Raw genomic sequence first — 19,735 nt, forward strand, 5'->3', positions numbered from 1 at the left:
CGGCGGAGGCGAAGACGGAGAACGTGATTGCGGCGAAGAAGGCGGGCGTGAACAACTACATCGTCAAGCCGTTCAACGCGCAGACTCTTCAGGCCAAGATCGCCGCCGTCCTCGGTGGCGAGTAACAAGGCAGTCCACCATGCATCCCCGCAAAAGCTATCGAATAGAGGCTCACCAGTCGGAGGCGGTGGACGACAAGTCGGCCTCTCAGCGACATGTCGAGATTATGGAGGCATTCGCCTCACTACGGGACATCATGGAGCCGGCCCACAAGGTCTCGCATACCATTCTCGAGGATCACCGTCGCGACTTGCAGGAAGCTATGCGCCTGAAAGTTGAGCTGGACTCGATCTCCGAAGCGATCCAGAGGACAAAGCAGGAAATTGCGACCCTGCATTATGCCGGCGCGAAGGGTCGCGAAATGGCCCGCGTGACCGACGAGCTCGGCGCCATTGTGCTCGGGACCGAGTCTGCGACAAACTCGATCCTGGCCGCGGCTGAGAAGGTCGACGAGCTCGCAGGCAACTTGGCTGCCCGAGTGGTCGGCGACGACAAGGAAATCGCACGCGAGATCGCCGATCAGGTCATCAGCATCTTCGAGGCCTGCAATTTTCAGGACATTACCGGCCAGCGCATCAGCAAGGTCGTGTCCGCCATGCGCTTCGTCGAGGAGCGGGTCAGCCAGATGATCGAGATCTGGGGTGGACTGGAAAGCTTCAAAGAGATCGAGACTCTTGAGGATCCGGATAGGACAGGGGACCGCGCGCTCCTGAACGGACCCGCACTCGCAGACGAAACTGGCTGCACCTCGCAGGATGATATCGACGCACTGTTCGGGTAGAGTTCAGAACCGATATCGATAAAAAGGGGCAGTTGCAGCTGCCCCTTTTCCATAGGACGCAATGTCGTCGTTTATCGAGAACGATTGGTGCCGCTTCTCAGGCCCGAGCCGGGTCGCAGCAACGGCATCCTATCTGCCCCGCAGGTCCAGCGCCTTATCATGAGACCCCGATCAGGAGGCAGGACGCGGCGGGAGAGGCATAACCCGTGCGTCGACCAGTGCAGACTTGAAGCTTGCGAGATCGAGGTCTGGATCGCCGGATTTGTTGCTCAGCAGTATACGCTGAATGGCGACACCGACATAGACGCCATGGAGTACGAGCTGGAAGAACACCGTTACAGAGTGATGGACAAACTCCATGTCAAGAATGACGGCCGGTGACTTTCCCCATTCGAAGTTTACATCGGCTGATTGCCCGTAGGACAGTGTGCCTTCCTTGAAGAAAAGTTCAGTCGAAGACTGGACCAGATCGTCGATGTTGGCATGAAGCTCCTTGCAGATGTATGCGATGATGACGTTTGCATCTGTAAGACAGAGTTCAGCCACTACATCCTTGATACCGTGAGCGAGGGCTTTCTCGTATGGCCAGAGCTCCGCATTCGTCTCTCTCTGCACCTTATTGCTTTCTTGCGCTTCTGCGGTCACTTCGATCTCGTGAAAATGAAGAAAAGGATCTGGGCGACGGCCCGATAGAAGTCCGGTGGAATCATCCGATCCACCTCAACATGGTCATACATGGACCTTGCGAGAGTCTTGTCTTCGACAACCGGAACGCCGTGTTTCTCGGCAGTCTCGCGAATGCGAAGCGCGACCAAATCCAAGCCCTTTGCAAGAACGAGAGGTGCAGTCGTCTCGTCGCGGTTGTACCGCAAGGCGATCGCATAGTGCGTCGGGTTGGCGATGACGACAGTAGCCCTGGGAACGGCAGCGAGCATTCGCTTTCGCGACCGATCCTGAGCAAGCGAGCGCAGACGCGCCTTGACGAGGGGATCACCTTCCATCTGCTTGAACTCGTCCTTGACCTCTTGACGAGACATGCGCAGGTCCCGGTGCCAGCGAAACCTGGACCACAGGAGGTCGGCGGCCACGAGCACAATAGTCGCGATGCTCACCGCTGAAACCAGCCGGATCGCCATCGTCAGGATCAACTCCGGAACCAAGCTCGGATCACTGAACATGGCGTTCACGACCTTGTACTGCTCTGATTGTAAGAGCAGAATAGAAACAATGGTAATCGTGAAAAATTTAAAAACAGATTTGAGAAACTCCACCTGTCCTTGACGACCGAATATCCTTCCCCAGCCGCTAAGCGGAGAAACCCGCGACCATTGGGGCCGAATCCGCTCATAGGCAATCTGAGGAACGTTCTGGAGGATGGAAGAGGCAAGCCCTGAAAGGGATAGCACCAAGATAGCAGGCAGAATAAAGAGGCCGACCTCCAACGCGACGGCTTGTATGAGAACGGCGGCATCTGTCGGAGTGCTCAGTGAGAAACTTTTAGGATGATCGACGAAGAGCGCGAGTTTCTCGGAAAGGGAACTGACGCGCTGCTTCGCAAAGAAGCTGAGGACCACGAGCATCGCGACGAAGGAGGCAAAGATCGGTGCCTCACGTGAGGTCGGAACATTCCCCTTCTCGACTGCGTCCCGAAGCTTCTTCTCCGTTGCGGCTTCAGTTTTACTTTCTTTGTCGGTATCGTCCGCCATGACTCACTGCGGCCTAGCGGATATACGTGTCGTCTTCATCCCCGGAGTTCAGCTCGATCTCTCCACGTCCCGCCATTTCCAAGGCGAGGTCGGTGATCGCACGTCGAGCTTCCAGGACATCACGCTGTGAGGCAGGTTCCTTGCTGTTCAGCTCATGCTCGACCATGCGGCGAACACGCGAGGCAAGCGAACTCAGGATCACGCTCCTGAAGCCTTCATCCGTACCCTTGAGAGCAAGAACGACTCGATCGTTGGGGATCTGATCGAAGAGAGCTGTGCGAGCCCTGGGCGTAAGGGCAACGATGTCGTCGAAGGTGAAGAGAAGACCCTTGAGAATCTCAGCGGATTTAGGACGAACCTCTGTAAGGCTCTGAAGAACCTCCTCCATATGGTCGCGCTCCATCTTGTTGATGATGTCGGCCATCTTGGCGTGGGTATCCGCTCCCATGTTGCGGGAGAAGTTGATCATGAAGTCTTCATGGAGAGTCTGCTCGATGGTCCTCATCGTCTCGTCGACAATAGGCTTGAAGGCGAGCATGCGCCGCATGAGGCTGTTGCGCAGCGGGGGAGGGAGATGCCCCATGACCTTCGCTGCACAGGCGGGTTTCACCTTCGACAGGATGAGAGCGGCCGTCTGAGGATGCTCCTTCATCAGGTATGTGGCCAATGCGCCTTCGGATACCGTGGAGACCCGGTCCCAGATTGAGCGGTTCGAGTTCCCGAGCACATCGGACATCAGTTCCGCAATCTGCTCAGGCGGAAGAACGCCGCTGAGAAGCTTCTCCACTTCGGCCGCCGTGCCGATAAGGCTCGCACCATTCGAGAACTGCGCTGAGAATTCCTCAATCAAACTCTCGATCTGAGTAGGGGAGACCGGACCAAGCTCAGCCGCTGAACGCGTAATAAGCTTGATCTCGTCAGCGCTGAAATGCTTCAGCAGACGGCTAGCGGACGGTTTGCCCATAGTAAAAAGGAGCGCTGCGACACGCTCGGGCCCCTTGAGCGTTCTGGGACCTTGATTGGCCTTCACCGGGCTTCGCACAACCATCGTCGCTACTCCACCTTAACCGTTAGCTTCACCGTTCGTGGGGCCAACAATCTCAGTGAGAGACACGCCAAAGCGGGAATTGTCGTCTTCCACGACAACTACCTCGCCACGTGCGATGACGCGCCCATTCACGACCACGTCGACGGGTTCGCCGACGCGGTGATCGAGCGGGACGATAGCCCCGCGTCCCAGCTTCATAAGGTTGGCCACCGGCATCGTGGCAGAGCCAAGGACGACCTGAATCAGAACCGGAATTCTCAAGATGGAGTCGAGATTGCGACCGGTTCCGAGCTTCTCGTCGCGTGTGGCCTGCGCAGTCTCGCTGCCCAATCCAGCCTTGGAGAAGAGAGCTTCGTTGTGCCAAGTGGCCTCACCGTTAGCCGGATCACCGGAGCCATTCTGCGATCTGTCTGTCATTTGGAGTTCACCCCGAGTCATGAGAAGGTTCAAAATGTGGGCGAGAGTGCAGCGGATGCACCGTCGTGAAGAAGCGGCATCGAGATAAATGCTCGCTTCGCCAATTCATCGGATAAATTTATGCTAGAGAAACGGCGCTTTCGGGTTGGTCCCTAGCTTTTGATCTCTCCCGGTATGAGGCTGGGGCTGCGGGCTGCGAGCTTCTAATTCAGCGATCACAGCCCTCGCTTCCTCTATCCTCTCCTCCAAGGCGGAGAGAATCTCTCGGCCCTCCGTGCTGAATGTCTGAACGGCATTACCCGCAGCCCTCAAGGCATCCGACGTCTGACCGAAGGCGCGCTTGTACTCTGATTGATGGGCTTCGAAGCTCTTGAGCTTGCGATACATTATCAAAACACAGACGCTCGTCATGACAAGAGCGAGAAAGAGGACGGCATTAACCAGCGAGGACATCATCAATGAACTCCTGTTCTTGGTCGATGAATTCATCGACCCGCAGCACGTATGAGCCTTCCGCTTTGCCGACGTGGCACCAGAACAGGCCTTGATTGTTGCCCTCAAGTTTCACGCGGCTTCGAGGTGTTGCCTGTAGTTCCAGAACCTGGCCCACTTTAAGATCCGCAATCTCCCCGAGTGAGAGGTGCCGCTCCTCTAGAACGGCCTTCAGTGTGACCTCCGTACGCTTCACCTCGTTGGCGATTTGCTTCGCCCAGCGGGGGTCACGGGTTGATGAATCGCCGGAGAGGACCCGGGCCAGAGTCTGGCGCATCGGGTTCAATACCGCCTGCGGTATGATGACGAACATTTCTCCGCCGCGGTTCAGCGCCTGGAGTAGAAACTTTGCGACGACCGACTGGTTGTTGCGGCGGCCGATCACGGCAAAGTCCATACGGGTCTCTAGCCGTTCGAACTTAAAGGGGGTGTCGGCGACGAGAGCGAAAGACGCCTGTAGGGCTTTGCCGACCTGCTCAAAAATGGCCTGGGCGAGACGAAGCTCGATGTTGGAGAAGCCGCGCTCCTCGTCAACAGGCGGCTCCGAACCGTCTGAGCCTAGGAGGACTTCGACCATAGTGAATATGAAGTCGCGATCGAAGCCAACGAGAACGTGGCTATCCCACTCCGGAGCGTGGAAAACACCTGCGATCGCATTCGCCTCGTACATCTCAAGGATATCGCCGATACGGCCACTCTCGATCTCGCTCAATGAATAATACATTGGCGAGGCGGCAAGATGACGAAGATGGTCGGCACAATAGGTCGTCATGCGATCAAAGATCACATGAAGCATAGGGAGTCGGTCGAGAGATAGACCTGCGGCGTCGAGAAGCCGATCGCGGATGTCGGCAGCGTTTTGTGTCGTGCTCATCGTTAGGCTGCCTCTTTCTGAGCGGCGTCGCCTTTCGCGCCACCCGGAATGGTCGCAGCCTCGACCTCATCAATGGTCGGACGGTCGGCAGACGAGATTGCCTTGCGACCGTGCTCAACGGCGATCTGAGGAAGCGCGCCATTCATGAACGCCAGCAAGGACTGCTTCACGATGACGAAGACCCGGCATTGCTTCTCACGGGTGTTCTTCACCTTCGTGGCAAGGGGTGCCAGAATGGCATAAGACATGAAAATACCGGCAAAAGTTCCGACGAGAGCGGCGCCGATAAAGCTTCCGAGAAGCTCAGGGGATTGGTCGAGCGCACCCATCGCCTTCACGATTCCGAGTACGGCGGCAACAATTCCAAGTGCGGGAAGAGCTTCTGACACCATCGTGAGCGTGGAATAGGGCTTCAGCTTGTCCCGTCGGAGCGTGGCGATCTCTTCGTCCATGAGAGCTTCGATCTCGTGCGGGCGAGCATTGCCGATAATGATCAGACGGACATAGTCGCAGACGAATAGCGTCAGATCCGGATTCTTCAGGACACTCGGATAGTTGCTGAAGATCTCCGAACTCTGCGGGTCGTCGATATGGGCCTCGACCTCATTGCGCGGTTTGGCACGAAGCTCTCGCAACAAAGCATAGAGGAGACCAAGGAGCTCAAGATAATCAGCACGTTTGGGGGCCGCTCCCGTCAAGGCTTCGACCGTGGCTCGCCCGGTGTCCTTCACCACCGACATCGGATTGGCGATGATATAGGTCCCAACCGCGATTCCGCCGATAATGACGAATTCCCACGGCTGCCAGATGACAGCAAGATGCCCGCCCATCGCGGCAAATCCGCCGAACAGAGAGCCAATAGCAATAAGCAAACCAATAACGACGCCCAACGATCTGGCCTCTCGTAACAGTCTTTAATCTGGGCAAAGGCTAGCGCTAGAGGCTTGCGCGAAGCTGGAACGGCGGCAGGTCAGGCTCAGACAAGCTAGGACACCTACCGTGGTCTGATCGAGGTAATGACAATGATATCGACATCCACCAGCTACCAGCTGATTTCTAAAGATCTTCAGAAATCTCTGAACCGCACTGCGTCTGATCCGCTCATTGCTCGTGAAACAAAATACTATCTTGAGAATATCGGTAAGGTCAAGTCGGTCGACGATCTACTTGGAGATCACAGGCTTTATAGCTTTGCCATGAAGGCTAGTGGTCTTGAGGACATGATTTATGCAAAGGGCTTCATAAGAAAGATCCTTACAGAAGGGATTGACAGTGAGAATGCCTTTGCCAATCGTCTCGCAGACAAGCGCTATAAAGAATTCGCCACAACGTTCAACTTTGTGCGCTATGGCCCTGTGACGACAACGTTCGAGCGCACGCAGAAAGGCACTGTTGACAATTACCTTCGTCAGTCTCTTGAGGCCTCATCTGGCGATGAGGATCCTGGTGTTCGTTTAGCGCTGTATTTCTCGAGGAAAGCCGCCGAGATAAAGAATTCATTTGATATCTTGGCTGATCCAGCTCTTCTCCAGGTCGTTCAAGTTGCGCTTAGCCTTCCCGAGGAGACAGCAATGGGAAACATTGATGCGCAGGCGGCGATGATCAACCATAAACTCGACATCGAGAGTCTAAAGGATCCTAAAGGACTTGAACGCTTCCTTGCGCGATTCACGACGCTTTGGGATGTGAAAAACAACGTGACAAGCGCCCCCGTCATGACGTTGTTCACCGGTATCTCTCCTTCGTCAGGACTTGACGCGGACCTCCTGTTGAGTCTGCAGAATATTAAGCGCGGGAGTTTCTGATATGCAGTCAGCTCTCTATGTGGCGCTCTCTGCACAGGTTGCACTCGAGCGCCGTCTGAACACGGTGGCGCAGAACGTCGCGAATCTCAATACAGGCGGCTATCGAGCGGAGGAGGTAAAGTTCGAGACGATCCTGTCCGAAGCAGGAGCCGGACAAGTAGCATTCTCCTCATCCGGTGCATCTTTCATTTCCCGCAAAGCCGGCCCGGTCAACAAGACGGACAACCCTCTCGATGTCGCGATTCAGGGCGATGCATGGCTCGCAATGAATACTCCGGCTGGGACCGTCTATACCCGCGACGGACGGATGCAGATGACGGAGGCTGGCGATCTTCAGACCATCGGTGGGCACCCTGTGCTCGACATGGGGGGGGCGCCGATTGCACTTGATCCTCAGGCGGGAATGCCCGTGATCGGCAGGGACGGCATGATCTCGCAGGGCGGGAATCAGGTCGGATCCTTGGGATTGTTTCGGATAGATCCGGCTAGTCGCCTTACCCGCTACGAGAATTCTGGTGTGATTCCGAACATGCCGGCGGCGGCGGTTCAAGACTTCACCGTAACCAGTGTTCAGCAGGGTTACTCTGAAGGAGCGAATGTGAATCCGGTCATGGAAATGACAAGGATGATCATGATCTCCCGAACTTTTGAGAATGCAGCTTCCACGATCTCGGAGACAGAATCTTCTTTGATGAGCGCCATTCGAGCCCTAGGTCCCAGTACGTAGCGCTTCTCTGCATTCCAACCCCACCGAACGGAGGTGAGTGACATGCGAGGAGCTTATCTTCCATTGTCTTCCCGGAGGACCTGCTATCATGGACGCTCTTGAGAGGCTTGAGCAGGCTGTCTTTGCTGGAGCCAAGATCCTGCCGAAGGTACGCGCCAGCGGCATAATCCGCGAAGTCACCCCCAGCTTCTACCGCGTGACTGGCATGTCGCAGTTTGTAAAGCTGGGAGACCGCGTGGGATTCGACACGAGGGGGCGCACCCAGACCGGCGAGGTCGTGCGTATCGATGAAGCAGGGGTAACGGTCAAACCCTTCGACGGCAGGATTGAGGCGGGGGTGGGTACGCGCGCCTATCGCCTAGGTAGAATGGGGCTGAGTCCTCAACCCAATTGGAAAGGGCGTGTCATAAACGCTCTTGGTGAGCCGGTGGATGGGCTTGGAGCTCTCATGCCCGGCTCTTTGAGCGTGCCCGACGATGCGGAGCCGCCTGCCGCCATGACGCGCGCACGTGTCAGCAAGCCGCTGAAGACTGGTGTGCGTGCAGTCGATTTGTTTACGCCGCTTTGCGAAGGCCAGCGCATCGGAATCTTCGCAGGATCCGGTGTTGGGAAGTCCACGCTGCTGTCCATGCTTGCTCGCTGCGAGGGCTTCGATACCATTGTCGTTGCGCTTGTAGGAGAGCGTGGCCGTGAAGTTCGTGAGTTTCTGGAGGGGCCGATCGAGGCGAACAGAGCCAAGTCGGTGATTGTGGTATCGACGGGCGATGAAAGCCCCATGATGCGCAGGCAGGCTCCCAAGACGGCACTTTCGGTTGCCGAGTACTTTCGGGATCTCGGAGATTCCGTTTTTCTCATCGTCGACTCCGTGACACGCTTTGCTCACGCCGCAAGGGATGTCGCTTTGGCCGCTGGCGAGCCGGCGGTCGCGCGTGGCTATACTCCTAGCGTCTTCAGCGACCTTCCGCGTCTCCTCGAAAGGGCCGGCCCCGGCGAAGAGGGTAAGGGATCCATCACAGGTGTCTTTTCCGTCTTGATCGACGGAGATGACCACAACGATCCTGTCGCCGACAGCATTCGCGGAACACTTGACGGGCATATCGTCCTTGATCGAGCAATTGCCGACCAGGGGCGGTATCCTGCCATCAGCGTGCTCGGATCAATTTCCCGATTGGCAGATCATGTCTGGACCCCAGAGCAAAAGGAGCTCGTGCGGCGCCTCCGGACATTGATTGCCCGCTACGAGGACACCCGCGATCTTCGCCTCATGGGAGGGTACCATGCCGGCAACGACCAGGAATTGGACCAAGCTGTCGTGATCGTTCCCAAAATCTATGAGGCGCTTCGGCAGGATCCCTCAATGCAAGCCAGTACTGATGCTTTCGGGGAGCTGGCTCAGCTGCTTCGCTCATGAGCCGTCCGCTCCTCCTTGAGCCCGGATCGTCTCCGGACTCCAGCCCCGCACAAGCCAAAGTTCGTTTAGTGCAACAACGACATATCTATTGGAGCCTAGCATGAGTCTCTACGGTGGTCTCCGTACCGGCGTCTCTGGAATGAATGCCCAGTCGAACAAGCTGGGGACTGTTGCAGAAAACATACAGAGCGCAAGTACGACCGGGTACAAGCGGGCTTCGACCGAGTTCTCTTCCTTGATCTTGTCGTCTGGTAAGGGCGCTTACAATTCCGGTGCCGTCACCACGACCGTGAGGTACTCGATTGGCGATCAAGGGCCGATCTCCTATACGACCTCGGCGAGCGATCTGGCGGTGTCAGGCAATGGCTTCTTCGTTGTCTCCGACAAGACCGGAACGCCGTTCCTGACGAGGGCAGGCAACTTCGTTGTCGATGGACCGACTGGCAACCTTGTCAATGCAGCTGGTTTCCAACTCATGGGCTACAGCTTGGCTAACGGCGACCCCAACGTTGCCCTCAATAGCCTCAATGGACTGGAGCCTGTTAATATCAGCTCCATGGCAATGCAGGCGCGTCCATCGACCGAGGGTGTTTTGGCCGGTAACCTCCCGGATGGCGCAGATCCCGTAGCCGCTGCATCGCGCCCACCTACAGGGACTGTCTATACCAAGAAATCGTCACTCGTGACCTACGACAACGTCGGTAATGAGATGAAGCTCGATATCTATCTCACGAAAGCTAGCGGTACGACATGGGAGGTCAGCGTCTATGATGCAGCCAGCCCTGCATCTTTCCCGGCGACCCCTCTGAGCCCGGCGACCACGCTCACGTTCGATGGGATGGGGCAACTTACCGGTGGCGTAACGTCCACGACCTTCAATATTCCGAATGGCCAATCCTTCACCTTGGATATGGCTGGCATGACCCACCTGGCAGGTGATTATCAGGTGACTGGTATATCGAACGGCAACAAGCCGACGGCAGTCGAAGGCGCCGAATTCGGGTCTGACTGGACCGTCTTCGCTGTCTATGGGGATGGTACTCGGATTGCTGCCTATAAGGTCCCGCTCGCGACAGTCCCGAGCCCGGATAACCTGACCCCTCGCGCCGGTAACGTATACGAGGCCAGCATCGAGTCGGGCGGCGTCCAGGTCGGCTTCCCACAGGAGGGCGGATTTGGATCGATATCCGTCGGAGCTCTCGAGCAGTCGAATGTCGATATCGGCACCGAACTGACTGCCATGATCGAGGCTCAGACGGGATACACTGCCAACAAGGTGTTCCAGACCGGATCCGAGCTGCTGGACGTGCTGATGAGCCTGAAGCGCTAAGCCCTGCCCCTTCTAAATCCCGCTGGAGTCTCGCCACATGGGCTTATCTCTCGCCCTCAATACAGCTCGTTCATCGCTGCAGGCTTCTTCCGCGCAAATGGCGGTCGTGTCTCGCAACAATGCCGGTGCGACAGATCCAAATTACTCGCGGAAAATTGCAGCTCTGGTCACGGCAGGCGGTGCGGCACGCGTAAGCGTCAGCCGTGCGAGCGATGCAGCGCTATTTTACAAGATGTTGGGGACGACATCCAGCGCCGCTACCCAGCAGGCCGTTCTGGAAGGGTTCGAGAAGCTCAAATATACCGTTGGTGATACGGAGCTGAATCAATCCGCCGCTGCAAGGGTCGGCGCTTTGAATTCGGCTCTTTCCCAGTATGCCAACAAGCCGGACGATCCGATCCTCGGACGAGCGGTCGTCGAGCGGGCGGGCGAACTCGCGACCATGCTGAATGAGGCAACGGCCTCCATTCAGAAAGTTAGAGTGGAAGCCGATACAGAAATTTCCAAATCCGTCGTGCGGGTGAACGACCTGCTCCGGCAGTTCGAGGTCGCTAACAATGCTGTCATCAAGGGAACAACGGCAGGTGTCGACATCAGCGACGCGCTCGATACGAGGGATAGAATTCTGGCGCAGATCTCCGAGGAGATGGGCGTAACCGTTTCGACGCGTGAGAACAATGATGTCGCCATCTATACCGATAGCGGTGTTACGCTCTTTGAGAAGACGCCGCGAACCGTCTCGTTCAGCCCGACCAGCACCTACGCTCCCGGCACGACAGGCGGAGCCGTCTATGTCGATGGTGTTCAAGTTACCGGCCAGGGCCCTATGCCGCTCCATAGCGGAAGGCTTGTTGGCCTCGTCACCGTGCGCGACCAAATCGCAGTTACATATCAGGGACAACTTGACGTGATCGCTGCGGCACTGATCGATGTCTTTGCCGAGGTCGATCAGTCGCCTCCGCCCTTGAACGCCAACGCGACCGGCCTCTTTACCTATCCCGGCGGGCCCGCTCTGCCTTCGGGGCCGGCTCTGGTCGGGCTAGCTGGCGAGATCAGGACCAACTCTCTGATCGATCCTTCCAAAGGGGGCAATCTCGATTTCCTTCGTGATGGCGGAGCAAACGGTCCCGACTATGACTACAATCCTGGCGCGGCTGGCACCAATGCCGCATTCTCAGGCCGGCTCTTCGAGCTATCTACGAAGTTCGGGGCTGATCGGGCGTTCGATCCTGCGCTAGGTCTGGGAGCACCAACCAATCTTCAGGGATTCTCTGCATTCTCTGCGAGCTGGCTCGAAGCAGGTCGGAAGTCTGCCTCGACTGAGGTCGATTATGGCGTCACGCTTCTTAGTCATGCATCAGAAGCACTGTCGAATGCGACCGGCGTCAATATGGATGAGGAGACTGCACTGATGCTCCAGATCGAGAAGTCTTATTCTGCTTCGGCTAAGTTGCTCTCTGTAATCGATGAGATGTTTCGGACGCTCCTGAGCGCAGTGAGGTAAGTTCATGAGAACGACGTTCATCTCAACTCTTAGTATGTTGAATTCGCCCAGGACGACGACTACCAAGCTGCAGGTGGAGCTCGCAAAGGCAAATACCGAGATTGCCACCGGTCGTCACGCCGATGTGGGCCTGGAGCTGGGCCACCTGACTGGCCAGAGCATCACCCTGCGGCAGGAACGGACCGAACTCGATGGTATCATTGATGCGAATTCACTGACGTCTATTCGGCTGAACGTCACGAGGACTTCTCTCGACAAGATAAGAGACACGGCAGACGACTTTCTGAGTAGCCTTCTGGGTGCATCGGGTCATCCACCCAGTGCGTCCCTTGTCCGCGAAGCCGGACAGGCGAATCTCGCCAGCCTTATTGCTGAACTGAACCAGTCGGCGAATGGTCAGTATATATTTGCGGGAACCAATACCAAGCAGAGGCCAGTTGCCGAGTATACAAGTCCATCGGCAGCTAAGGCTTCGGTAGATAGTGCCTTTGTGACGGCCTTCGGCTTCTCTCAAACCTCCGCTGGCGTTGGATCCATATCCCCATCCCAAATGGCAACGTTCCTCGACGGGCCCTTCACGACGCTCTTCAACGACACAAACTGGCAGAGCAACTGGTCGTCGGCCGGCAGTCAGAACATCGAAAGCTGGATCTCACCGACAGAGAGAGTTGAAACTTCGACGAATGCCAATGTGTCGGCCATGCGCAAACTCGCCATGGCTTATACAATGGCTTCGAACCTTGGTATTGCCGATCTCGCGGAAGAAACCCAACAGGTTATCATCAAGAAGCTTGTTGATGTCATGGGGGCCGCGACGGCCGAGATCGTGCAAATTCAGGCAGGGCTTGGCACCACGGAGAAGAAGATTGCGGAGGCCAATGAAAGACTGAGCCTTCAAAAGATGTTCTTTGAGGAAGGGGTCGGTAAGCTAGAGCATGTCGATCCGGCCGAGGCAAAGACCCGGGTCGATTCACTAACAACCCAACTTCAGATGTCCTATGCCCTGACCTCGCAGTTGCGGCAACTGAATCTTCTTAACTATCTCTAGCATACGTAAGGTAAGCGATGTACCGTTTCTCCTACGCCGAAATACTTGAGGATGCGCCGAGCGAATGCCGCCAACATGAGAGAATGGCCTTCGATCGGGCCATCGAACTCCTCAAAGTCGCCAGTGGCACGGGCGCCAAGTCCCCAGAAGGTTCCGAGGCAATCTCTTTCGTGCAACGCCTGTGGAATATTCTGATCGATGACCTCTTGAGCTCGGAGAACGGTCTGCCGGATGCACTGAAGGCTGAGTTGATCTCAATTGGGCTCTGGATCATGAAGGAGGCCGATTTGATCTCGCAGGGTCGGTCTGAAAACTTTTCTGCCCTCATTGATATCAACATTATGATCCGCGACGGCCTCAAATGAGCAAATCCATGCATATTTCCCTTAGAGCCGGCGAGCGGATCTTCATCAACGGTGCTGTGCTTCGGGCCGATCGTAAGGTCTCGATCGAGCTTCTGAACGATGCGACTTTCCTCCTTGAGAACCATGTCCTACAAGTAGAAGATGCTACGACACCGCTGCGGCAACTCTACTTCGTTGTTCAGGCCATTCTCATCGACCCGGCGAGCGCAGATCGAGCTCTCGGCGTTTTTCGCGATCTATACACGGCAACACTGAACTCCTTCAGCGATGAGGAGATTGTCTCAGGGCTGCGAAATGTAGCGGATCTTGTGGAGGCCAAGCGACCCTTCGACGCTTTGAAGGTTATCCGCAGCCTGTTCCTGGCCGAGAGCGACATTCTCTCGAAGGGGGGCAAGGCAGCTCCCATCCAGGCCGCATAACAGAGGAGCGCCGGCAATGGACGTCAGCAGCGTCATGACCGCGAATGCGACACAGCGTTCGCCATCTCCATCCAGCTCAGCGTCGTCTGGAACGTTGAACTACAACAACTTCCTGAAGCTGCTGCTGGTGCAGATGCGCAATCAGGACCCTACGGCTCCGATGAGCTCCACGGACTACATGGCTCAGTTGGCAACCTTCTCTCAAGTCGAGCAGAGCATGATCGGCAATTCGAAGCTGGATGCCTTGCTCTCGTCCTCGGCGCTGTCGCAAGCGGATAGCGTGATGGGACGGACTGTCACCTCGGCCGACGGGACCATTTCCGGCCAAGTCGCGTCGGTTCGCATCACCAACGAAGGTGCTCTGGCGAAGCTGAGCGATGGTCGCGAGCTCCTGCTCGGTCCGGGCGTTGTGATCAGCTGACCATGAACGAGGTCGACGCACTCGAAATGGTCCGGTCGGCGATCTGGACGATCCTCATAGGTGCTGGACCGGCCGTTGCCGCTGCGATGGCCGTCGGTATCATTATTGCGCTCGTCCAGGCTCTGACGCAGATCCAGGAAATCACGCTGACCTTCATTCCAAAGATTGTCGTGATCCTGCTGGTCACGCTGTTGACCGGATCGTTCATAGGTTCCCAGATCTTTGCCTTCACAGAAGAGGTCTACGGACGCATCACGACAGGTTTCTAGGATTATCGTCTTGTCGTCTCCAGCGCCGGAGAAGCAGGCGCCTCGTTCCCCCGCGAAACGGGAGGAGGCGACCTTCGCGCAAGCTTAATGTCTGAATCCTCCTCTGGGACAACCGGAAGATGGATTCGAGCCAATATGGCGACGAGCGATGCTGTAGTACTGGAGCGAGCAAAGGGCAGAGATATTGCCTTTGCAGGCGGTATCGTCTGCATCCTCGCCATTCTCTTCCTGCCGATTCCAGCCGTCTTGATCGATATGGGCCTTGCCCTTTCGATCGCGCTTTCTGTTCTGATCCTGATGGTGGCATTGTGGATTCAGAAGCCGCTTGAATTCTCGTCGTTCCCGACTGTTCTCCTCATCGTCACGATGTTGCGCCTTGCACTGGGAATCGCGACGACGAGAATGATTCTCGCAAACGGACATGAGGGCGTTTCAGCGGCCGGTCATGTCATTTACGGCTTCTCCCAGTTCGTTATGAGCGGTGATTTCGTCATCGGAATCGTCGTGTTCATTATTCTCATCACCGTCAACTTCCTGGTGATCACGAAGGGCGCCACACGTATCGCCGAGGTGGGCGCGCGCTTCACGCTGGACGCCATTCCGGGCAAGCAGATGGCTATCGACGCTGATCTGAATGCGGGATTGATCGATGATAAAGAGGCACAGCAGCGGCGCCGGGAGCTGGAGGAGGAGAGTGCCTTCTTCGGCTCCATGGACGGTGCCTCCAAGTTCGTCCGAGGCGAGGCCGTCGCGAGCTTGATCACGATCGCCGTGAATATTTTCGGCGGCATCATTATCGGCGTGACGCGGCACGGCATGCCTCTGTCCGAAGCTGCAGATGTCTTCACCAAGCTCTCGGTGGGTGACGGCCTCGTTTCCCAGATCCCGGCGCTCGTCGTGTCGCTTGCGGCTGGTCTGCTCGTTTCAAAGGGTGGAACACGCGGCACGGCCGAACAGGCGGTCATGGGCCAACTTGGCGCCTATCCCCGTGCGCTCACCGTAGCCGCCGCCCTGATGTTCATCTTCGCGCTCGTGCCCGGGCTTCCCCTCGTACCGTTTACCATGTTGGGGATCCTGCTTGGCTTCGTTGCTTACACAATTCCGAAGCGTCTTGCGGAACAGCAGGCCGCGGCAAAGGCGAAAGCAGCCGCTGCCGAAGAGGCAAACCGGACGGAGACAAAGGACTCGGTCAAAGAATCTCTCAAGACCGCCGAGATCGAACTCTGTCTGGGCAAACACCTGGCCGTACAGCTACTGAGCGCTCACGGAGAGCTCGCCCATCGAGTAAACAAGATGAGGCGAAAGTTCGCTCAGCAGTACGGTTTCGTCGTTCCCGACATCAAGCTCTCCGACAGCTTGTCCATTCCGCCCAAGAGCTATCAGGTCAAGATCCACGGAACCGTGGTCGCGACCCAGGATACCCGGCCGGGGGAACTCCTTGTCGTCCTCGGCGACGGGCCGAAGCCCGATGTGCCGGGCGATGAAGTCCGCGAGCCTGCCTTCGGGATGAAGGCCATGTGGATCTCGGACGCTTATGCAAGCGAGGTCAAGCGCGAGGGCTTCAGTCCGGTCGACAGCAATTCCGTGCTGTTGACGCACCTCAGCGAGGTGATCCGCAACAACCTGCCGCAGCTTCTGTCCTACAAGGACATGCGGGTACTGTTTGACAGGCTAGACCCTGAATACAAGCGGCTGATTGATGATATTTGCCCGTCCCAGATTTCCTATTCGGGCCTTCAAGCTGTCTTGAAGCTACTGCTCGCCGAACGAGTTTCCATCCGTAATCTGCACCTGATTCTGGAGGCGATTGCCGAAATCGCTCCCCATGCCCGCCGGTCGGAGCAGGTCGTGGAACATGTGCGAATGCGTGTGGCGCAGCAGATATGTGGCGACCTGGCTGATGGGGGCGCGCTCAACGTGCTCCGTCTCGGCAACCGCTGGGACTTGGCTTTCCATCAAAGCCTGAAGCGTGACGCGAAAGGTGAAGTTATCGAGTTCGATATCGATCCGCGTCTGGTGGAGCAGTTTGGCTCCGAAGCCTCGGAGGCGATCAAGCAGAAGATGAAGGAGGCTCACAGCTTCGCTCTTGTAACAGCACCCGACGCGCGTCCCTACGTCAGAATGATCATTGAGCGGCTGTATCCGACCTTGCCAGTGCTCTCGCACCTCGAGATTGCCCGCGGCGTGGAAATCAGGTCTCTCGGAACCATCTCGTGACGACAATTACGCCGGAGACCTTCTTGGCGGTCTTCCTGATCTTCTGCCGAATTGGTGGTTGTCTGCTGGTCGTGCCGGGATTTTCCAGTGCTCGCGTTGCGCCACAGATCCGGCTCTTCATTGCGCTCGCCGTTACCCTGGCGCTCGCCCCATTGCTGGTCGAGCGCTTTCAGGTGAGTTTGAAGGATCAGCAGCCCCTGACTACTCTTGGGTGGATCCTTACGGAAACTTTGACAGGGCTTCTGATTGGCCTTCTCGGACGTGTCTTCTTTCTGGCGCTGCAAACGATGGTGACTGCGATTGCGATGGCGATCGGGTTCGGTAGCATTCCTGGCACACCGATCGAGGAGACCGAGCCAATGGCGGCTATCGGATCCCTCATCATGATGGTGGCGACGACACTGATCTTCCTCTCTGATCTGCATTGGGAGTTGTTCCGCGGCCTCATCGCATCATACTCTCGGATTCCTGTCGGCGAAGGCTTTGGAGCGCAGATGGCGCTTATCCAAATCGCAGATCAGATCACTGCTGCCTTTCTACTGGCGCTCCGGGTCAGCAGCCCGTTCATCGTCTATTCCGTCATCGTCAACCTGGCTGTCGGAATAGCGAACAAACTCACGCCCAGCATACCTGTCTTCTTTCTTGCGACACCTTTCATTCTAGCTGGCGGGATGCTGATACTCTATTTCCTCTTCCGGGAATTCATGCTGCTCTTCATGGCCGGGTTTGTGTCATGGCTGACACAGGGCTAGGGTAAGATGGATAAGCGTCTGCGTAAGACCGAAAGGCTTTTGAAGGTGCAGGAGCAGCTTCAGAAGATGGCCGAATGGAAGCTTGCCGATCTCTCTCGGCAGGCCGCGGAACTGCGGAATGCCCAGGAAACCCTCATCCAAACCCTCAACGATGACGAGGTGCTGCATGGCCTCTTTGTCGAATCGCGGGCGCGGCGCCTTCAGACCTTGGCAGGTGAGGCGAACCAGGTCGACGAGGCACAGGAAGCCCAAAAAAAGGTTGTCTTGGAGCGGTCCATGCAGGTCAAACGAACCGAGCGCATGGTAGAAACATTTGCGGAGGAGCACCGCAGAGCGTCTGAGAAGAAAGACTATCTGATGCTTCTCGATAGTCTCGCCAGCAAGAACGACGCAAGCCTCCCGTAAGCTATGGGCGGTAGATATACGCTTCTGAAGAAAGGATCATGAGGGGCGTTTGATGGGGATTAGTTTGCCCACTGATATCGTGCTGGATGTGGCAAGGGCTGCAGACCCGGCAAAATATCAGGCCGCCAGCAAAAGGCTTTCGGAGCTCTCCGGCCCATCGAATGCTGCTGAGTTCGCCAACACGTTCAATGCGCTGACGGCATCGTCTCGGAGCCACGTGCCATCCGATCCATTGGCGCTCAAAACGGCACTCCGCAATGACACGACCCTGTCTGGCGCGGACAGGAAGGATGCGGCTTACCAGCAGTTCGAGGCCTTCGTCCTGCAGAGCTTCATCGAATCGATGATGCCCAAGGAATCTGAAAGCGTCTTCGGCAAAGGAACTGCGGGCGGCATTTGGAAATCCATGATGGCCGAGCAGATCGGCGCCCAGATTGCCAAGGCCGGCGGTATCGGGATTGCAAAGCATGTGCTTGGAGCGCGAAGTGCTTCCGAGCAATTCATTCAGAGCAATCCCACGACCTCAACCGGGGATGCTACTCGCTCGCTCTAGTTCGAGCGCGCTTGAATAGCGCAGAACTGTACCGCAGATAATCAAGAACGGATATCCGTCCATGCTCACCAAATCGATCGAACGCCTGGAAGAAACACTCGATGCAGAGACTGCGGCGCTCCTGGAGCACAGGTTAGAAGATCAGGAGGAGTTCAACCGCCGTAAGAGCCAGAGCCTTCTTGAGCTGACCCGGCTGGTCAGGACGGTTAAGACCGACTCGATTTCACCAGAGGTCGTTGCCCGGCTGCAGAAGCTGCGGCAGAAGCTCGAATACAACCACTCCGTTGTCGAGATGAATCTCAGGGCCGTGCAGGAGGTATCGGATATCGTATCGAAGGCGATCCAGAACGCCGAGTCCGACGGAACCTACTCCGCATTGAGTCCGTACTAGGGCGTGTTGTCATGGCGAGGATCCTTGTCACAGGTTTCTGGATTTGTGCGATCACTCTTCTGTCCTGCTATGCCGCAGTCTATTGGGACACCGGTATGCAGAAGAGCAAGGGAGAGGACTACCTCGAAGGCCTTGAGTACCAGAAGGTTCGCCCGATCAACATCCCGATCATCGCAGAAGGCGCCGTCCAGGGTTACGTCATTGCGACGCTCATCTTTACGGCAGATGCGAAGACGCTCCGCAGCCTTCCAGTGCCTCCGGAAAATTTCGTGATAGACGAGGCATTTCGGCAGGTCTATTCCGATGAAAATTTGGATTTCCGGAAGCTCTCCAAATACGATGTGAATTCGCTGCTCATCAACATCAAGCGAAGCGTCAACGAGCGCATGGGGACTGAGATCGTCAAGGATGTCCTGATCGAGAGTTTCAACTTCGTCAGCAAGAGTGACGTACGGTCGTAGCAAGCAAGTCGTGACGCGACCGTGTTCGCGGAACCTAAAGCGCTTTTGGTCTCAGTGTAGGGCATAGCCAGCGTGCCTGATCCAGCCTCGAGCATCCTGTGCGGTGATGGTGTCGAGGGCTGGTTTGAGTTCTGCTTCCAGGGCTTCAAGAATGCGTGGCGCTTTCCCCTTGAGCCGCTCTTTCATCTTGCCCCAGGCCGGCTCGATCGGGTTGAACTCGGGCGAGTAGCGCGGCAGGTACAGCACTCCGATCCCAGCTTGATTGAGCAGGTCCCGCAC

25 protein-coding genes and 1 pseudogene are annotated in these 19,735 nt (G+C 56.7%); 18 read left to right on the forward strand and 8 right to left on the reverse strand.

The window, feature by feature from the left end; all coding sequences use genetic code 11:
• Together ACFOYU_RS16495 and ACFOYU_RS16500 are read left to right on the forward strand one after the other, a co-directional pair.
• Positions 1 to 125: pseudogene (locus ACFOYU_RS16495) on the forward strand (two-component system response regulator); the annotation flags it as partial.
• 62 nt (positions 126 to 187) lie between these two features.
• Positions 188 to 841 carry a protein phosphatase CheZ gene (locus tag ACFOYU_RS16500; RefSeq protein ID WP_377034432.1) on the forward strand — a complete coding sequence of 218 codons (654 nt, stop codon included), beginning with the start codon at positions 188 to 190 and terminating at the stop codon, positions 839 to 841.
• A 171-nt stretch (positions 842 to 1,012) separates the two neighbouring features.
• Here the strand turns inward: ACFOYU_RS16500 and ACFOYU_RS16505 are convergent, their stop codons facing one another.
• From ACFOYU_RS16505 to motA, 7 genes are all read right to left on the reverse strand, one after another.
• Positions 1,013 to 1,486 (reverse strand): hypothetical protein, encoded by a 474-nt coding sequence (locus ACFOYU_RS16505; RefSeq protein WP_377034433.1) that lies wholly within the window; start codon positions 1,484 to 1,486, stop codon positions 1,013 to 1,015.
• A complete protein-coding gene (gene flhB, locus ACFOYU_RS16510) occupies positions 1,483 to 2,547 on the reverse strand; it encodes a flagellar biosynthesis protein FlhB (protein WP_377034434.1) in 1,065 nt (354 codons plus the stop codon). Before flhB ends, ACFOYU_RS16505 begins: the two co-directional genes overlap by 4 nt.
• Before the next feature lie 13 nt (positions 2,548 to 2,560).
• The gene (locus tag ACFOYU_RS16515; RefSeq protein WP_377034435.1) at positions 2,561 to 3,595 is read right to left on the reverse strand and encodes a flagellar motor switch protein FliG; all 1,035 of its coding nucleotides are present in this window, start codon (positions 3,593 to 3,595) and stop codon (positions 2,561 to 2,563) included.
• A 15-nt stretch (positions 3,596 to 3,610) separates the two neighbouring features.
• Positions 3,611 to 4,012 (reverse strand): flagellar motor switch protein FliN, encoded by a 402-nt coding sequence (gene fliN / locus ACFOYU_RS16520; protein ID WP_377034436.1) that lies wholly within the window; start codon positions 4,010 to 4,012, stop codon positions 3,611 to 3,613.
• 123 nt (positions 4,013 to 4,135) lie between these two features.
• Positions 4,136 to 4,468 (reverse strand): hypothetical protein, encoded by a 333-nt coding sequence (locus ACFOYU_RS16525; RefSeq protein ID WP_377034437.1) that lies wholly within the window; start codon positions 4,466 to 4,468, stop codon positions 4,136 to 4,138.
• Positions 4,449 to 5,378, reverse strand: a complete 930-nt coding sequence (locus tag ACFOYU_RS16530; protein WP_377034438.1) for a flagellar motor switch protein FliM — start codon at positions 5,376 to 5,378, stop codon at positions 4,449 to 4,451. Before ACFOYU_RS16530 ends, ACFOYU_RS16525 begins: the two co-directional genes overlap by 20 nt.
• Positions 5,379 to 5,380: 2 nt before the next feature.
• The gene (gene motA / locus ACFOYU_RS16535; protein WP_377034439.1) at positions 5,381 to 6,268 is read right to left on the reverse strand and encodes a flagellar motor stator protein MotA; all 888 of its coding nucleotides are present in this window, start codon (positions 6,266 to 6,268) and stop codon (positions 5,381 to 5,383) included.
• Between the two features lie 132 nt (positions 6,269 to 6,400).
• Here motA and ACFOYU_RS16540 point away from each other — a divergent pair, with 132 nt between their 5' ends.
• From ACFOYU_RS16540 to ACFOYU_RS16615, 16 genes are all read left to right on the forward strand, one after another.
• A complete protein-coding gene (locus tag ACFOYU_RS16540) occupies positions 6,401 to 7,183 on the forward strand; it encodes a DUF1217 domain-containing protein (protein WP_377034454.1) in 783 nt (260 codons plus the stop codon).
• A gap of 1 nt (position 7,184) precedes the next feature.
• Positions 7,185 to 7,910: a flagellar basal-body rod protein FlgF gene (gene flgF, locus ACFOYU_RS16545; protein WP_377034440.1), complete on the forward strand. Its 726-nt coding sequence runs from the start codon at positions 7,185 to 7,187 to the stop codon at positions 7,908 to 7,910.
• An 88-nt stretch (positions 7,911 to 7,998) separates the two neighbouring features.
• Entirely contained in the window at positions 7,999 to 9,321 is a 1,323-nt protein-coding gene (gene fliI, locus ACFOYU_RS16550) for a flagellar protein export ATPase FliI (protein ID WP_377034441.1), read from the forward strand.
• A gap of 100 nt (positions 9,322 to 9,421) precedes the next feature.
• Positions 9,422 to 10,651, forward strand: coding sequence for a flagellar hook protein FlgE (locus tag ACFOYU_RS16555; protein ID WP_377034442.1), 1,230 nt, complete (start codon positions 9,422 to 9,424; stop codon positions 10,649 to 10,651).
• Positions 10,652 to 10,688: 37 nt separating this feature from the next.
• A complete protein-coding gene (gene flgK, locus ACFOYU_RS16560; RefSeq protein WP_377034443.1) occupies positions 10,689 to 12,155 on the forward strand; it encodes a flagellar hook-associated protein FlgK in 1,467 nt (488 codons plus the stop codon).
• Between the two features lie 4 nt (positions 12,156 to 12,159).
• Positions 12,160 to 13,203: a flagellar hook-associated family protein gene (locus ACFOYU_RS16565; protein ID WP_377034444.1), complete on the forward strand. Its 1,044-nt coding sequence runs from the start codon at positions 12,160 to 12,162 to the stop codon at positions 13,201 to 13,203.
• A 17-nt stretch (positions 13,204 to 13,220) separates the two neighbouring features.
• Complete coding sequence (gene flaF, locus ACFOYU_RS16570; protein WP_377034445.1) at positions 13,221 to 13,568, forward strand: flagellar biosynthesis regulator FlaF; 348 nt, start codon at positions 13,221 to 13,223, stop codon at positions 13,566 to 13,568.
• Positions 13,569 to 13,576: 8 nt separating this feature from the next.
• Complete coding sequence (flbT, locus tag ACFOYU_RS16575) at positions 13,577 to 13,987, forward strand: flagellar biosynthesis repressor FlbT (RefSeq protein WP_377034446.1); 411 nt, start codon at positions 13,577 to 13,579, stop codon at positions 13,985 to 13,987.
• Between the two features lie 16 nt (positions 13,988 to 14,003).
• Entirely contained in the window at positions 14,004 to 14,408 is a 405-nt protein-coding gene (flgD, locus tag ACFOYU_RS16580) for a flagellar hook assembly protein FlgD (protein ID WP_226742751.1), read from the forward strand.
• Positions 14,409 to 14,410: 2 nt separating this feature from the next.
• Entirely contained in the window at positions 14,411 to 14,677 is a 267-nt protein-coding gene (fliQ, locus tag ACFOYU_RS16585) for a flagellar biosynthesis protein FliQ (protein WP_377034447.1), read from the forward strand.
• A gap of 135 nt (positions 14,678 to 14,812) precedes the next feature.
• On the forward strand, positions 14,813 to 16,894 hold the full coding sequence (flhA, locus tag ACFOYU_RS16590; RefSeq protein WP_377034448.1) for a flagellar biosynthesis protein FlhA: 2,082 nt from the start codon (positions 14,813 to 14,815) through the stop codon (positions 16,892 to 16,894).
• Entirely contained in the window at positions 16,891 to 17,646 is a 756-nt protein-coding gene (gene fliR / locus ACFOYU_RS16595; protein WP_377034449.1) for a flagellar biosynthesis protein FliR, read from the forward strand. Before flhA ends, fliR begins: the two co-directional genes overlap by 4 nt.
• Before the next feature lie 6 nt (positions 17,647 to 17,652).
• Entirely contained in the window at positions 17,653 to 18,051 is a 399-nt protein-coding gene (locus ACFOYU_RS16600; RefSeq protein ID WP_377034450.1) for a hypothetical protein, read from the forward strand.
• Positions 18,052 to 18,115: 64 nt separating this feature from the next.
• The gene (locus ACFOYU_RS16605) at positions 18,116 to 18,604 is read left to right on the forward strand and encodes a rod-binding protein (protein ID WP_377034451.1); all 489 of its coding nucleotides are present in this window, start codon (positions 18,116 to 18,118) and stop codon (positions 18,602 to 18,604) included.
• 61 nt (positions 18,605 to 18,665) lie between these two features.
• Entirely contained in the window at positions 18,666 to 18,995 is a 330-nt protein-coding gene (locus ACFOYU_RS16610; RefSeq protein ID WP_226742757.1) for a flagellar protein FlgN, read from the forward strand.
• A gap of 11 nt (positions 18,996 to 19,006) precedes the next feature.
• A complete protein-coding gene (locus ACFOYU_RS16615) occupies positions 19,007 to 19,456 on the forward strand; it encodes a hypothetical protein (protein WP_377034452.1) in 450 nt (149 codons plus the stop codon).
• 51 nt (positions 19,457 to 19,507) lie between these two features.
• On the opposite strand, the gene ACFOYU_RS16620 is transcribed toward ACFOYU_RS16615, so the two are convergent.
• On the reverse strand, positions 19,508 to 19,735 hold a 228-nt coding region (locus ACFOYU_RS16620; RefSeq protein WP_377034453.1), incomplete at its 5' end, for a transposase.

The organism is Microvirga sp. GCM10011540 (assembly GCF_042650665.1).
Classification (GTDB): domain Bacteria; phylum Pseudomonadota; class Alphaproteobacteria; order Rhizobiales; family Beijerinckiaceae; genus Microvirga; species Microvirga lenta.

Bases quoted from the DNA above. Each gene is read 5' to 3' on its own strand.
- flhB (WP_377034434.1), bottom strand. From the start codon at position 2,547: ATGGCGGACGATACCGACAAAGAAAGTAAAACTGAAGCCGCAACGGAG.
- ACFOYU_RS16515 (WP_377034435.1), bottom strand. From the start codon at position 3,595: ATGGTTGTGCGAAGCCCGGTGAAGGCCAATCAAGGTCCCAGAACGCTC.
- fliN (WP_377034436.1), bottom strand. From the start codon at position 4,012: ATGACAGACAGATCGCAGAATGGCTCCGGTGATCCGGCTAACGGTGAG.
- ACFOYU_RS16525 (WP_377034437.1), bottom strand. From the start codon at position 4,468: ATGATGTCCTCGCTGGTTAATGCCGTCCTCTTTCTCGCTCTTGTCATG.
- ACFOYU_RS16530 (WP_377034438.1), bottom strand. From the start codon at position 5,378: ATGAGCACGACACAAAACGCTGCCGACATCCGCGATCGGCTTCTCGAC.
- ACFOYU_RS16540 (WP_377034454.1), top strand. From the start codon at position 6,401: ATGATATCGACATCCACCAGCTACCAGCTGATTTCTAAAGATCTTCAG.
- flgF (WP_377034440.1), top strand. From the start codon at position 7,185: ATGCAGTCAGCTCTCTATGTGGCGCTCTCTGCACAGGTTGCACTCGAG.
- fliI (WP_377034441.1), top strand. From the start codon at position 7,999: ATGGACGCTCTTGAGAGGCTTGAGCAGGCTGTCTTTGCTGGAGCCAAG.
- ACFOYU_RS16555 (WP_377034442.1), top strand. From the start codon at position 9,422: ATGAGTCTCTACGGTGGTCTCCGTACCGGCGTCTCTGGAATGAATGCC.
- flgK (WP_377034443.1), top strand. From the start codon at position 10,689: ATGGGCTTATCTCTCGCCCTCAATACAGCTCGTTCATCGCTGCAGGCT.
- ACFOYU_RS16565 (WP_377034444.1), top strand. From the start codon at position 12,160: ATGAGAACGACGTTCATCTCAACTCTTAGTATGTTGAATTCGCCCAGG.
- flaF (WP_377034445.1), top strand. From the start codon at position 13,221: ATGTACCGTTTCTCCTACGCCGAAATACTTGAGGATGCGCCGAGCGAA.
- flbT (WP_377034446.1), top strand. From the start codon at position 13,577: ATGCATATTTCCCTTAGAGCCGGCGAGCGGATCTTCATCAACGGTGCT.
- flgD (WP_226742751.1), top strand. From the start codon at position 14,004: ATGGACGTCAGCAGCGTCATGACCGCGAATGCGACACAGCGTTCGCCA.
- fliQ (WP_377034447.1), top strand. From the start codon at position 14,411: ATGAACGAGGTCGACGCACTCGAAATGGTCCGGTCGGCGATCTGGACG.
- flhA (WP_377034448.1), top strand. From the start codon at position 14,813: ATGGCGACGAGCGATGCTGTAGTACTGGAGCGAGCAAAGGGCAGAGAT.
- ACFOYU_RS16600 (WP_377034450.1), top strand. From the start codon at position 17,653: ATGGATAAGCGTCTGCGTAAGACCGAAAGGCTTTTGAAGGTGCAGGAG.
- ACFOYU_RS16610 (WP_226742757.1), top strand. From the start codon at position 18,666: ATGCTCACCAAATCGATCGAACGCCTGGAAGAAACACTCGATGCAGAG.
- ACFOYU_RS16615 (WP_377034452.1), top strand. From the start codon at position 19,007: ATGGCGAGGATCCTTGTCACAGGTTTCTGGATTTGTGCGATCACTCTT.